The organism is Streptomyces sp. MBT53, assembly GCF_016654115.1.
In the GTDB taxonomy this organism is placed as follows: domain Bacteria; phylum Actinomycetota; class Actinomycetes; order Streptomycetales; family Streptomycetaceae; genus Streptomyces.
Window position 1 is genome coordinate 1 of sequence record NZ_JAEQAZ010000220.1, and the last position, 13,553, is coordinate 13,553.

The window sequence follows — 13,553 nt, forward strand, 5'->3', positions numbered from 1 at the left end:
TCCGCCCACCGGTGGCGACCACCACACCCCGCCCCCCACGGGCGGCAACCACACCCCGCCTCCCGCAGGTGGGAACCACACCCCGCCGCCGCACGGTGGGAGTCACACCCCGCCGCCCGTTCTGGCGCACACCGGCAGTGAGGCCATGCTGGCCGCTTCCGGCGTCAGTGCCGCGTTGATCGCGGGTGGCACGATCCTCTACCGACGAGGCCGGGCCGCGTCCCGTCGGTAATGCGCACGGGGTGCCGGACGTCACCGCCCGGCACACCCGCACCGCTCTACGCGGTCAGCGTCGTACGAAATCCAGTGCGCCCCGTCGCCCCGGCGCCGGGATCATCCCGCCGCGCGGCTCCGAGTTCAGCCGGCGCCGGACTCCCCGGACCAGNGCGGGCCTCCTGCCACCACGAGCGCTCCCAGGCCGGCGGTACGTCGTTCCAGTACAGCTCGTCGGCCCGCGCCAACACCCTTACCCGGGTGCCCTGTTCGGCGAGCAGGGCGGCCGTCTCCAGCGCCGCCTGGCCGCCGCCGATCACCGTGACGTCCTTGCCGCGGAAGTCGTCCAGCGCGCTGTGGTGGCTGCTGTGCGAGACGAGGGACTGACTCAACCCCCGTAGCGCGGACGGGATTTCGACGAACGGCATGACACCGACCGCGAGGGCGACGGTCCGGGCGTGCAGCACCGTGCCGTCGTCGGTCACCGCCTCGAAGCCGCCGGGCACCGGCGCGATCCGTTCCACGGTCCGCTCGTCCACCTCGGGCACGGCGTTGCGGGCGAACCACAGGCCGTACGAGGCGAACATCTCGACCGGGATCGGTTCGCCGTGCCGGGACTCCACGCCCTGGGTCGCGCAGTACGCGTCGAGCGGCCAACGGCCCTCGGGGTCGGACAGGTTGGAGGCCCAGGGCTCCGACTTGAGGAACATGCCCCGGGGCATGTGGTCGCGCCAGGACGCCATGGGCCGGCCGAAGACGCGCAGGTTCAGCCCGGCGGCCGCGGCGTGGGACGCGATGGACAGGCCGTACGGGCCCGCGCCCACCACCAGCAGGTCGTACATCAGCAACTGCTCGCTTTCTCGTCGTCGGACAACTCGGTCAACTTGGTCAACTGGGCTTGTTCGGCGGGCTCGTCGAGCGGGCTCGTGCCCGACTGCCGTACCACCCGCGTCGCCGTGCGCGGCGGTACCGGGCCGCCGCCCAGCCGCCCCCGCAGTTTGCGCAGCACATGTCCGGCCCACAGGCCCCACATCGCCCGGCCCGGTGCCCGGTCGTCCGGCGCGTACCAGGCCAGTTCGCGTCCGGCGGGGGCCGGGCGGAGCGCGCTGAGCGGCGCGTAGTTCTCCACCACGAACGAACGGCCGGGCCGGGGCGCCCCGTCCGGCAGCGGACGGTGGGTCAGGTCCAGGTGCTGGGCGCGGACGACGTCCAGGCCCGCGCTGTCGGTGAAGAGCCGGAACTGGGCGCCCGGCCGCGGGTTGAAGTCGAGCAGGTGATAGCTGCCCGTCGTGCCGCAGCGGCGGAAGTCCAGGTCGAAGATGCCGCGGTAGCCGAGTTCGGCGGTGAGGCGTTCGGAGAGCGCCTGCACCTGGGAGTTGGGCGTCCAGCGGCCCACCGCCGTCAGGCCCGCCCCGCGCGGCCAGGCCCGCTGCTTGCGGCCGGGGCCGCCGCCGCGCACGGCACCGGTGCGGTCGACGTAGCCGTGGAAGAACCAGTCGCGGTCGGGCCCCGACGGCAGGAACGCCTGCAGCAGCAGCCGGCTGCCCGCCTCCTCGGCGCGCAGATACAGCTCGCGCGCCTCCTGCGCGCTGTGCACGACCACCGTGCTGCGCAGCCCGGTCCCGCACGGCACCAGCCAGGGCCGGCTCCACTTCGCGACCACCGGCAGCCCCAGTTGCCAGGCGGCGCTCGCGGCCTGGGCCGGGCTCTCCGGGATCAGCGTCACCGGGTGCGGGATGCCGGCGCTCGCGCACACGGCGGCCAGTTCGGCCTTGTCGGCGACCCGTTCGGCCAGCGCGCCGGGCTGCTGCGGCAGCAGGTAGGAGGGCGCGAGTTCGTCGCGCAGCCGGCCGACGGCGACGGCGCTCGCGTCGTCCATCGGGATCAGCACGGCGGGACGGGCGATCCGCGCGGCCACCCGGCGCAGCGTGACGGCGATCTCGGCCAGGGACGCGCCGGGCGCCGGCGGGGGGTGCATCTGGCAGACAAAGCGGGAGCTGCGTACGGGACTTCCGGCGGAATCGGCGACCACATGCACCTCCACTCCCGCCCTGCCGAGCGAACGCACGGCGCCCAGCGTTCCGTGGTGAAAGGGATTCCGGTCGATCCGCAACAGAACTGCGGGGACACGGATGTCGAGCAGCGACACGGACTGTTTCCTTCGGTTCGGTTCACCCACGCGGGCGACAGGGACACTCAAAAGCCGTAACGGCGGTGGCGTAATTCATATTCGTATGACTGAGTGTCAAAAAGAGAAACGAGAACACGAGAGTGGAGAGAGGAGCAGGCATGGCCCCACAGCAACGACGGTCCCGGACCGGACGACTGGCCTTCATCGCGGCTACGGTCGCCGCGTCGGCGGCACTGGCGTCGGGTCCCGGGTTCGCGGCGGGGGCGGAGGCGGTGCGGGTCACCGATCCGCCTGCTCCCGTGACCACCGCACCCACGAGCACCGTGCCCACGACCACCGTGCCCGCCACGCCCATGACGGCCGCGCCCGCGGTCACCGTGCCCACGACCCCGGCCGTCGTCGCACCGGTGAAGACCCCCGAGCCGAAGGCGACTCCGGCCTTCGGCGCCTTCCTCGACTCCGGTGCCCGCGGTGTGGCCCGGATGGCGGCGCTGAGCAGCTGGCTGGGCGGTGCCGAACTGCGCGTCGGCCACACCTACCTGCCCGGCAACCACTGGAGCGACATCGAAGGCGCCCCCGGCCTCCTCGACGTATGGGCGGACTGGCGCACGGAGAAGACCGACCGGATGCTCGTCCTCAACGTGCCCATGCAGGAGCACAACGAGGACGGTGTCTCCGACTGGCAGGTCCGGCGGCTGCTCCAGCTGGGCGCGGCCGGCCAGTTCGATCAGCACTTCAAGGCCCTGGCCGAACGGCTGGTCGACCTGAAGGTGCCGGACACGGTGATCGTGCTCGGCTGGGAGATGAACGGCACCACGTACACCTCTCGCTGCGGGCCGGACCCGGAGGCCTGGAAGAAGTACTGGAACAGGATCGTCACCACGATGCGCTCGGTGCCGGGCCAGAAATTCCGGTTCGACTTCACTCCGAGCCGCGGCCGGGACGCCGTTCCCTGGACGCAGTGCTATCCGGGGGACGACACGGTCGACATCGTCGGAATGGATTCGTACGACCAGCCTTCCGGGCTGACGTTCGACGAGCAGGTGAAAGAGCCCTACGGACTCCAGGAACACGTGGACTTCGCCAAATCCCACGGCAAGCCCATTTCCTATCCTGAATGGGGACTCTTCCGCAATGGCGACAACGCGGAGTACATGAAGCGCATGCTCGCCTGGATGGACGAGCACAAGGCGCTGTACAACACGGTCACCGACTACTGCCCGCACGGTGTGTGGCAGTGCTCCCAGAACCCGAAGTCGTCCAAGGTCTACCGCTCGGTCCTGTTCGGCCGCACGGAGGAGCCGACCCCGACCACACCCACGACTCCTACGACACCCACGGCACCCACGACTCCCACGACCCCGGTCACCCCGGAGCCGCCCAAGCCGACCACGCCGGCGCACCCGGCCAACTGCTCGCCCGTGGAACTGGGCGACTGGGTCGAGTACTGGCTCGGCGGGAAGCTGTGCGTGAAGTTCGACTGGTGGCAGCGCGACCGCTGAACCAGAGGTGGCGGCGGGCCGCTCAGGGTCCGTCGCCACCGCGCTCCCTCCACTTCCGCAGTATCGCCTTGCCCCGCCGGCGCGCGGCCACGTCGCAGACGACCGCCGCCATCAGCGGGGCAGTGCGCTTCCGGGCCAGCAACAGCCGCTGGTTGACGACCGGTTCGGGCCGCCAGTGGTGCTTGTACGGCTCGTTGCCGCGCAGCAGGCTGAGCGTGCCGGGCCCGTCGGTGCCGGTGTGCTCCGCGCACGCGTCGAGCAGCATCACCGCCACATCCGCCTTCCGCTCCCGCAGCCGCGGATGCGCGCCGTACAGATACCCGCCCGCGAGCCGCCGCGACAACAGCGTGAGATCCACGGCGACCACGTCCTCGTCGAGCCGGAACTCGGTGACGACCGCGTCCCCGGAGCGGACCATCGGCCCGACCGAGCGGACCAGGTGTTCGCAGAACCGGGTCTGCAGATGCTCGGACGTCACCTTCCGCCCCTGCCACTGGAGTTGATGCAGCTCCAGCAGCCGCCGCAGCGCCGAGTCCACCCCGTCCGGCTGTACGACGGTGCGCTCGACGCCCAGTGCCGTCAGCTTGCGCAGCTTGGCGCGGACGCGCTGGGCCTTGGAGGAGGGGAGGCGGGCGACCAGTTCGTCCATCGGTACGGCGGGCAGCTCCAGGCAGAGCGAGTCGTGGACGCGGCGGCGGGGGCCGCGCCAGCGGTCGTAGACGCGCTCGACCGCGCCGCCGGGCCGCACCTCGCGGAAGTCGATCAGCGCGGTGCGGGCGGCGGACGCGAGGCCCTCCGTCAGCGCGGCGACCGCCGGGTCGCCGTGGTCGTCGTCCAGCAGGACGTCGCCGTAGTCGGAGATCGCGCCGCCGAGCGGGACCAGCGAGGGGACCGGGCGGCGGACGAGCATCAGGGGTGCCGCGGCGACGAGTTCGCGGCCTTCGCGGACAACGAGCAGACGCAGTCGGCCCGTTCGGCCGTACGACAGCCACCAGGAGTGCAGCCAGGCGTGCGACTGGAAGGGGGTCGCCGCGCCGCACTTCTGGTACAACCGGCCCCAGGCCGGGGCCAGTTCGGCGAAGTCCTGGGCGTCGGTGACGAGTTCGGTCGAGTACACCGGTGTCACAGGACGTCGGCCGCGGTGGCCGGGCTGGGCACGGAGGCCGGACGGCCCGTCTCGTCGGTGGTCCGGCGCGGCCGGACGAGCAGCAGCAGCCCGCCGAGGAGGCCGCCCGCGCTCGCGCCGACCAGACCGGTCACCGCGGGCGAGGCCGAGGAGGGCCCGGCCGGCTTGATGGCGCGGGCGAAGGTCTGGAGTTCGACGTGGGTGGAGTCCTTGGAGTCGTTCGCGTGCGCGGTCAGCGAGCGGGACACCGCGTTGGCCATGTCGGCGGCGAGGTCCGCGCGCGAGGAGGTGGCCGTGACGGCGACCATCGGCGCGTCCGGCGAGGTCGCCGTCTGCACGCTCGACTGGAGCGTCTTCACCGGGACGCCCGCCCACACCTGCGCGTCCCCGAGCACCGCGAGCTGGGTGGCGACCCGGCCGTAGGCCTGCGCGAAGCCGAGCGCGGTCGAGGAGTCGGCCTTGTCGGTCGGTACGGCGATGACGTAGCTGGTGGCCGTGTACGTCGGCGGCTTGGCGAGGCCGTATCCGGCGCCGAGGAGGCCGCCGGTCACGGCGCCGGCCGCGAGGAGGGACCAGGCCGGGAGGGTCTTCGCGCGGGCGAGCGGACGGTGCTGTCGGATCTCGGTCATGAGGAACTGGCTCCCTGGGGTGCGGGGGACGGCGACGAGGTGGAGACCGCCGCGTACACGTCCATGAGTTGGGCGGCGCTGCGGGTGATGCAGTAGTGGTGGGCGGCGTCCGGCGCGGTGCGCGGACGCGGGCCCCGCGCGCGGGCCGCCGCCAGCGCGCGGGCGAAGACCTCCGGCCCGCCCTGGACGCGGTGCGCGCCGGCGGCTGCCTGCGGTGGGAGATCCTCGACGGCCGGGCAGGAGGCGTAGAGCACGGGCAGCCCGGACGCCAGACCTTCCACGACGGCCAGGCCGAAGGCCTCCTCGGGGGACGGCGAGGCCAACAGGTCCATCGCCGAGGTGAGGGAGGGCAGATCGGGGCCCGGGGTGCCGTCCGGGACGTAGGGGCGTTCGCCGGTGAACAGCACCCGGTCGGCCACCCCGCAGTCGTGGGCGGTGCGGCGCAGAAGGTTCTCCTCGGGGCCGCCGCCGACCAGCAACAGCCAGTAGTCGGAGGGGAGTTGGGTCAGGGTGCGGATCAGGACGTCGAAGCGTTTGCCGGCCGCGAGCCGGCCGATGCCGCCGACGACGTACGCGTCCTCGGGCAGGCCGAGGCGCTGGCGGGTGCGCAGCCGCTGGGCCGGGTCGAAGCGGAAGCGGGGCAGGTCGATGCCGTTGGGGACCACCTCGATGCGCGGGCCGGGCACGCCCCACTGCTTGAGGCGTTCGGCGACCGTGGGGGAGACGGCGACCGTGGAGCGGCCCAGGCGCTCGCTGGCGAGATACAGGGCGCGGACCCCGGAGTTGAGGCTGCGGCCCTCCATCTGGGAGTCGCCCAGGGAGTGTTCGGTGGCGACGACCGCCTTCACGCCCGCGAGCCGGGCGGCGAGTCGGCCGTAGACGCAGGCGCGGTAGAGGTGGGTGTGGACCAGGTCGTAGCCGCCGCCGCGGATGATTTTCACCAGGCGGGGGAGGGCGGCGAGGTCGCGGTTGCCGGTCATGCCGAGGTGGTGGACGCGCACCCCGTCGGCGGTGAGCCCGTCGGCGACCGCGCCCGGGTTGGTGAGCGTCACGACATCGCAGTCGACCGGCAAGTGGCGCAGGAGCAGCCGGAGTTGCTGCTCGGCGCCTCCGATGCCGAGCCCGGTGATGATGTGCAGGGCCTTCATGCGGGACCCTCCACCGGACGGCGGCGCAGACCGTGCAGCCGGTACTTGAGGAAGAGGCGGACGGCGGTGTCGTTCTGGCCGATGTGCACGCGGGGGAAGGCGTGGACGCCGTTGAGTTCGCCAGGGTCGATCGCGCAGGCGTAGGCGTAACCGGCTTCCTGTACGGCGGCCACGGCGCGGGCGTCGACCGTGCCGTACGGGTAGCAGAAGCCGTCGACGGTCGTGCCGGTCAACTCGGCGAGTACGGAACGGCTTTCGGCGACCTCGGCCTTCAGGGTGGCGTCGTCCGCCTTGGTGAGGTCGACGTGGGTCAGGCCGTGGGAGCCGATCTCCACGCCCTCGGCGGCGGCTCGGCGGATGCCGTCCGCGGTGAGGAGCGGTCTGCGCGGGCCCAGCGGGTCCCAGGCGTTGTCGCCGCCGAGCCTGCCGGGCAGCACGAAGAGGGTGGCGCCGCAGTCCCAACGGGCCAGCACGGGAAGGGCGTTGTCGACGAAGTCGGCGTAGCCGTCGTCGAAGGTCAGCCCGACCAGACCGTGCCCCTCGCCCCGGGCGCGGGCGGCCAGCAGCTCGGCCATGGACACACCGCGCAGCCCGCGCCGGCTCAGCCAGCGCAGCTGCCGGTCCAGGCGGTCGGGGGTGACCGTGATGCGGTAGGGGTCGTCGGAGCAGTCGCCCACCGAGTGGTACATCGCCACCCACGGGACCGGGCCCGTGACGCGACTGCCGGTGGTCGGGGAATCAGCGGGAGCGGCCATGCGGGAGCCTTCGTGTGACGGAGCGGACGGATTCCAGTGCGGGTGCGAAGCCCTGGGCGCCGAGGGCCCAGCCGAGCAGGACGAAGACAGCGGCGACGGCCGCGCAGCCGACGGCGAGACCGAGCAGCGGCGAGGGCATCGCGCGGGCCGCGAACGCCCCGGCGACCGTCGCGACCGCCGCCGCGCGCACCGGCCGGCTCAGCTCGACCAGGACCTGCCGGGTGCGGATCGGGACACTGCGCGGGCCGCTGCCGCACAGCAGGAGCACGGCGGTGACGGTGATGCCGGTGGCGTTGGCGATCGCGATGCCGATGACGCCCCAGGGGCCGACCGTCCACGCGCCGATCCAGGAGGTCACGACGATTCCGGCGGCCATCGCGCCGACCGGGAACCAGGTGGGGCGGCCCGCCGAGAAGTAGGAGCGGACCAGGACGCCGACCAGGGTCTGGCCGAGCAGACCGAGCGCGTACACCCGCATCACGCCGGCCGTGGCCGCGGTGTCGTGGGCGGTGAACGCACCCCGCTGGAAGAGGAGTTCGATGATCTGCGGGGCGCACGCGATGACCGTGGCGGCGCCGAGCAGGACCAGGCAGGCGGCGAGTGCGAGGTCGCGCTCCACCCGGTTGCGGGCCTTCTCCGTGTCGCCCTCGGCGAGCGCCCGCGCGACCACCGGGAAGGTGACCGTACACAGCATCAGCGACAGCACCATCGGCATCTGGGCGACCTTCTGCGCGTAGTTCAGATGCGAGATGGCGCCGGCCGGGAGGTGGGAGGCGAGAAAGCGCTCGATGAGGACCTGCGACTGGCGGCACAGCGCGAAGAGCAGCACGGTGGCCATCAACGCGAAGTTCATCGGGCGAGGGGCCTCGGTGGTGCTGTCGGCGACGCTGTCCGGGGTCGTCGGCTTGTGGCTCCTCAACTGGCGTACCAGGGCGGGCAGTTGGGTCAGCACCATCAGGCAGCCGCCCCCGGCCACGCCGAGCGCCGCCGACCGTACGCCCCAGTGGCTGCCGAAGGCGTACATCCCGGCGATGATGCCGATGTTGTACGCCACGTAGATCGCCGCCGGGGCCACGAAACGGCGGTGGGCGCGGAGCGCCGCGCTGCAGTAGCCGGCCAGGCCGAAGCTCAGGACGCAGGTCGCGGTGATGCGGGTGCAGCTCACCGCGAGGGCGGGGTTGGGGAGGCCGGGGGCCAGGGCCTCGACCAGGTAGGGGGCCGCTGCGATGAACAGTGCCGACACCGCGATGAACGCCAGCGCGAGGCGGGGGAGGGTGGCTTTCACCAGGGTGCGGACCGGGTCGCCGGGGGCGCCCTGCGCTCTGCGGGCCAACGCCATGCTGAACGCCGGGATCAGGGCGAACGCGAGGCCGTCCTCGATGAGGAGGGTGGCGGCGAACTCGGGGATGGTCCAGGCGACGAGGAAGGCGTCCGTCTCGCTGCCGGCGCCGAAGAGGCGGGCGAGGGACTGGTCTCTGGCGAGGCCCAGGAGGGAGCCGGTGACGGAGAGCGCGGCTGTGATCAGGGCGGCTTTTGCCAGGAAGCGGCGGGATTCCGGGGCGGGGCTTTCTTGTGTGGGGGATGGGATCAGGGGTGGTTCGGTGGGTGGTTGACTGCTGCGCCGTTGGGGCTGGGCGCGCCCCGCGGCGGAGCCGCTGATCGATACAGCCCCGCGCCCCTTTGGGGCGCTACCAGTGACCGTCATTGGATCGCGGCCTCTGTCTTGGGCACGCGCACCGAAGTCGGCACAGGAAGCCGTTCTTCCGCGTTCGCCCCCACCAGCGACCACCACGCCGCCACCCCGAAGACCACCGCCGTCAGGACTGTCGACGGGCCGCCGATGTCGGCGTACATGAAGTCGATCAGCTGCCAGATCAGGAGGCCGGTGGAGACCAACGCGCAGTCCAGGCCCGGGAGTTCGGTGCGGTGGGTGCGGTAGAGGCCGCGCAGGGCGCAGACCAGGAGGGCCAGCCAGCTGCCTGCGAGGGTGAGGAGGCCGATCAGGCCCTGTTCGCTGAGGACCAGGAGGTACATGTTGTGGGGGGAGAGCAGGGGCTGCTTGAGGTACCCGGCGCCCGCGCCGTCCGTGTCGCTGCCCGAGGACAGGGCCAACGAGGCGTTGCCGTCGCGGTGTTCGGGGAAGCCCTTCAACCCGACGCCGGTCAGCGGGTGTTCGCGCCACATCGCGGTCGCCGCCGCCCACATGGTGTAGCGGTCGGTCACCGACTGGTCGGGGGCGTCGGTGACTTGGGTGATGCTGCTGATCCGTTCCTGGAGCATCGCCGAACCGACGCCGAAGCCGCCGACCAGCACCACGCCCGCCGCCGTCACGGCCGCGGCCACCTTCAGTGCGCGTCGCAGTCCGGCCAGCGCCAGTTGCAGTGCGCAGGTCGCGGCGGTCGCGATCCACGCGCCGCGGCTGAAGGAGAGGGCAAGGGGGAGCAGGAGGGCGAAGGCGCACCCCGCGGCAACTGCCCGCTGCCGCACGTCGTTTCGGCCCAGGCCGAGTGCCAGCGCCACCGCGCAGATCAGGCCGAAGGACACGACCGTCGCCATGCCCATCACGTCGGTCGGTCCGAAGGTGCCCACCGCGCGGATGTCCTCGCCCTGGTAGGAGGCGCCGGTCGCGGTGACGTACTGCTTGACGCCGATCGCCCCCTGCCACAGGGCGAGGGAGACGAACGACCAGGCCAGCACGCGGAAGTCGCGGCGGTCGCGGACCAACAACACGACCGCTGCCGGGACCAGGACGAAGATCTGGAGGTAGCGGCCCAGGCCGCTCAGGCCCGCGCCCGGTGAGGACGCGCCCATCGCCGCGATGGACAGGCCCAGGACCGGAAGTCCCATGACCGCCACGGCAGTCGGGGTCAGGGGGCGCCTGCGCTCCCGGAGCAGCCGGATCCCGCAGTACAGCACCACCAGCCCGGAGACCGCGTCGGCGGGACCCGCGCCGCCCACGCCCGGGGCGAGCGGCAGGCAGAGCAGGGCGATCACGGCGATGACCGGCAGGACCGGGGCGAACGTGCGCAGGCGGTGGTTCACGGCTCAGCTCCCCGTCGGACGTACGAGCGAGGTCGCGGTGCGGGCGAGGATGCAGATGTCCTGCCACAGCGACCAGTTGTCGATGTACGCGTTGTCGAACCGGCAGCGGTCCTCGATCGAGGTGTCGCCGCGCAGCCCGTGGATCTGGGCGAGGCCGGTGATGCCGGTCTGCATGCGGTGGCGGGCCGCGTAGCCGGGGTAGGTCTGGCTGAACTGCGCGACGAAGTACGGGCGTTCGGGGCGCGGGCCGACCAGGCTCATGTCGCCGCGGAAGACGTTCCACAGCTGGAGCAGTTCGTCCAGTGAGGTCTGGCGCAGGAAGCGGCAGAAGCGGCTCATCTGGTGTTCGCCCGCGACGCTCCAGCGGGTCGCCGCCTCGTGCTCGTCGACCGGGCGGTGGGTGCGGAACTTGAGGAGGGTGAAGGGGCGGCCGTCCTTGCCGATGCGTTCCTGGCGGAACACGACACCGGGTCCGTCGGTGAGGCGGAGGACCGTGGCGCACAGCAGGAGGAGCGGGCTGACCAGGAGGAGCAGGGTCCCGGACACCAGGACGTCCAGCGCCCGCTTGCCGAGGCTGCCGCGTCTGCGGGAGCCCAACTCCAGCCGCCTGCAGGCGAATCCGGCGAGCTGGTCGCGCATCTCGTACGAGGGCGAGTCGGCGTCGACCTCCCAGACCGTGCAGCCCGACTCCGCCAACGCCCGTAGCAGCGGCCCGCGTTCGGACCGTACGGAGGGATGCACGGTGAGGACGGCGCGTACGCCGTTCTGGATGAGGGCGCGTTCGACCTCCTCGCCGGTGGTCAGGACGGGCAGGCCCTCGGTGCCGTCCGGGTGGTCGGCGACGATGCCGATCGGCTCGATCCCGCACCCCGGGTGTCGTAGCACCGCTGCCGCGACGCGTTGCGCGGTCGTCGCGGGGCCGATGACCAGGGCGGTGCGGGGGTGGTTCAGGAGGGCCTTGCGGCGGCGGTGGTGGACCGCGCCGCGGGCCACGCAACTGGCCGCCGACTGGAGGGCGAAGCCCAGCAGCAGGGTGCGCGGGGACAGGGCGCGGTCGGGGGCGTAGGCCGCGGTGAGGGTGCCGAGCGCGAGCCAGGCGACGGCGATCCGGCCGCAGACGGCGGGCAGTTCGTCGAGGACGCGCGGTACGGCCCGGGGGAGGTGCGGGCGCAGCAGTATCGAACCGGCGACCAGCAGCGCCACCAGAAGCGGGCGGCGCTGGCCGCCGGTCAGCGCGAGGGCGCCGAGCAGGGCGGCGGCGAGGTCCGCGCCGAGCAGCGGCAGCGGTGAGGCCGGGCGCGCGGGCGGGCGGCGGACCGGGAACCGGAAACCGCCGCCGGTGCGCCGGGGGATGACCGAGACGTTCGAGGATCCGTGGTCCCGTGGCTGTCCGCCGGGGGAGGGGACGGTGCTTTCCGCAGTCACGAGTGGATGGACTCCCTGCACTCGGTGGGCACGACGGGTTTGCCGCCGAGCAGGTCGCGATAGACCCCCGCGACCGCTTCGGCGGAGTGCCGCACGTCGTGCGTGGACTGGACGTACCGGCGTCCCTGGTGGCCGAGGGACTCACGCAGCAGCGGGTCGAGCAGCAGTTCGGCGACGGCCCCCGACAGCACCGCCGGGTTGTCGGCCGGGACCAGGCAGCGCGGTGCGAGGCCGGGGGGCAGGCTCTCGCGGGCGCCGGCCACGTCGGTGACGACGACGGGGCGCCCGCAGGCCATCGCCTCCAGCGGGGCCAGCGCCATGCCCTCCCAGCGCGAGGGCAGCACCACCAGGTCGGCGGCCTGGTACCAGGGCACCGCATCGGCGACCGCGCCCGCGAACAGCACCGATTCCGGGGCCAGTTGACGCAGCGCGGCCCGGTCGGGGCCGTCGCCGACGAGCACCAGGCGTGCCTTCGGGACCCGCCGGAGCACCTCGTCCCACGCCGTCAGCAGGACGTCCTGGCCCTTCTGCCGGCACAGCCGCCCCACGCACACCACCAGCGGCGCCGCCGGATCGACCCCGGCGAGCTGCTCGATCCCGGCCCGTACGGTGTCCACGGGGGCCGGATGGAAACGCTCGGTGTCGATGCCGTTGGGGATCACGCTCCAGCGGCCCCGGACCCCGGCCCGCAGCCCGGTCGTCCGCTCCGCCTCGCTCACGCAGACCGTCCGGGTGGCCCAGCGCGCGCCCCACCGCTCCCAGCCGACGGCGAGCGCGGCGGTGACCCCGCCGACCGCCTCGAACGACCAGGCGTGCGGCTGGAACACGGTCGGGATCCGCCCCCGCACGGCAAGGCGTCCTGCCAGCCCGGCCTTCGCACTGTGCGCGTGCACCAGGTCGGGCCGCACCTCTGCGACCACCTGGGCGAGCCGCCGTACCTCGGAGACGAGCCCGGGACCCGGCGACCGCGTGGCCTGCCACCGGCGTACGTCGGCGCCGAGCGCCCTGATGCCGTCCGCGAGCGAGCCGCCGTCGGGGCAGGCGACCGTGACGTGCAGGCCGGAGGCGAGCTGGGCCCGCGTCAGATCCGTGACGACCCGGGCGACCCCGGCGTCCACGGGCTGGGCGAGGTGCAGGACCCGTGGTCGAGGGTCGGTTGCTGGCTGGTGCATTGCGCGGTTTCCTCGCTCACGGGTGGCGCTCGGGACTGCGGGCGGGAACGCGCCTCACTGCTGGGCGTCGACGGCGACGAAGAGCGCCCCGAACCACGCCGCGTCCCGCTGGGAAACGAGCCGGAAGGCCAGCTGGTCACCGCCCGGCCGCAGCGCCTTGCCGAGATCGAACACATCGGAGTCGTAGCCGAGCGTGTTCGCATACGCGGGCGCACGCTCCGAAGGCGCCGCCCCCGGCTCGCTGATCGTGGAATTCAGCACGTCGTCGCGGGGATTGGCACCGTCACCGAGCGGGATGGCGTTCGTACGACCGGTCGAGAGCGTGAGCGAATCCCCGGTCCGGCCGCGATCCCCGTTGTACGCCACCACGCCCGCGCGTCCCCCGGCGTGCGCGGGCGTGGTGGCGTACA

Annotated in this window: 10 protein-coding genes and 3 pseudogenes; 2 read left to right on the forward strand and 11 right to left on the reverse strand. The window is 72.9% G+C overall.

The window, feature by feature from the left end; all coding sequences use genetic code 11:
- Positions 1-232, forward strand: a pseudogene (locus tag JHN45_RS53655) (hypothetical protein); the annotation flags it as partial.
- Positions 233-386: 154 nt separating this feature from the next.
- Here JHN45_RS53655 and JHN45_RS44210 read toward each other — a convergent pair.
- Both JHN45_RS44210 and JHN45_RS44215 read right to left on the reverse strand, forming a co-directional pair.
- Positions 387-1,055 (reverse strand): annotated as a pseudogene (locus JHN45_RS44210) (NAD(P)-binding domain-containing protein); the annotation flags it as partial.
- Positions 1,055-2,362 carry an ATP-grasp domain-containing protein gene (locus JHN45_RS44215; RefSeq protein ID WP_200716584.1) on the reverse strand — a complete coding sequence of 436 codons (1,308 nt, stop codon included), beginning with the start codon at positions 2,360-2,362 and terminating at the stop codon, positions 1,055-1,057. The gene JHN45_RS44215 and the pseudogene JHN45_RS44210, both read right to left, overlap by 1 nt.
- A gap of 140 nt (positions 2,363-2,502) precedes the next feature.
- Between JHN45_RS44215 and JHN45_RS44220 the strand changes: the two genes are divergently transcribed.
- Complete coding sequence (locus tag JHN45_RS44220; protein WP_201054997.1) at positions 2,503-3,846, forward strand: glycoside hydrolase family 26 protein; 1,344 nt, start codon at positions 2,503-2,505, stop codon at positions 3,844-3,846.
- A 22-nt stretch (positions 3,847-3,868) separates the two neighbouring features.
- Here JHN45_RS44220 and JHN45_RS44225 read toward each other — a convergent pair whose 3' ends face one another.
- The 9 genes and pseudogenes from JHN45_RS44225 to JHN45_RS44265 form a co-directional block, all read right to left on the reverse strand.
- Positions 3,869-4,972 (reverse strand): GNAT family N-acetyltransferase, encoded by a 1,104-nt coding sequence (locus JHN45_RS44225; RefSeq protein ID WP_200716586.1) that lies wholly within the window; start codon positions 4,970-4,972, stop codon positions 3,869-3,871.
- A complete protein-coding gene (locus JHN45_RS44230; RefSeq protein ID WP_201054999.1) occupies positions 4,969-5,601 on the reverse strand; it encodes a lipopolysaccharide biosynthesis protein in 633 nt (210 codons plus the stop codon). Before JHN45_RS44230 ends, JHN45_RS44225 begins: the two co-directional genes overlap by 4 nt.
- Entirely contained in the window at positions 5,598-6,749 is a 1,152-nt protein-coding gene (locus JHN45_RS44235) for a glycosyltransferase (protein ID WP_201055000.1), read from the reverse strand. Before JHN45_RS44235 ends, JHN45_RS44230 begins: the two co-directional genes overlap by 4 nt.
- Complete coding sequence (locus JHN45_RS44240) at positions 6,746-7,504, reverse strand: polysaccharide deacetylase family protein (protein WP_201055001.1); 759 nt, start codon at positions 7,502-7,504, stop codon at positions 6,746-6,748. The genes JHN45_RS44235 and JHN45_RS44240 overlap by 4 nt, the downstream gene beginning before the upstream one ends.
- On the reverse strand, positions 7,488-9,209 hold the full coding sequence (gene murJ, locus JHN45_RS44245) for a murein biosynthesis integral membrane protein MurJ (protein WP_201055003.1): 1,722 nt from the start codon (positions 9,207-9,209) through the stop codon (positions 7,488-7,490). The genes JHN45_RS44240 and murJ overlap by 17 nt, the downstream gene beginning before the upstream one ends.
- Positions 9,206-10,546 (reverse strand): O-antigen ligase, encoded by a 1,341-nt coding sequence (locus JHN45_RS44250; RefSeq protein WP_201055005.1) that lies wholly within the window; start codon positions 10,544-10,546, stop codon positions 9,206-9,208. The genes murJ and JHN45_RS44250 overlap by 4 nt, the downstream gene beginning before the upstream one ends.
- Before the next feature lie 3 nt (positions 10,547-10,549).
- Complete coding sequence (locus tag JHN45_RS44255) at positions 10,550-11,971, reverse strand: exopolysaccharide biosynthesis polyprenyl glycosylphosphotransferase (RefSeq protein WP_200717011.1); 1,422 nt, start codon at positions 11,969-11,971, stop codon at positions 10,550-10,552.
- Positions 11,968-13,143, reverse strand: a complete 1,176-nt coding sequence (locus tag JHN45_RS44260) for a glycosyltransferase (protein ID WP_200717012.1) — start codon at positions 13,141-13,143, stop codon at positions 11,968-11,970. Before JHN45_RS44260 ends, JHN45_RS44255 begins: the two co-directional genes overlap by 4 nt.
- Before the next feature lie 54 nt (positions 13,144-13,197).
- Positions 13,198-13,553: pseudogene (locus JHN45_RS44265) on the reverse strand (DUF3344 domain-containing protein); the annotation flags it as partial.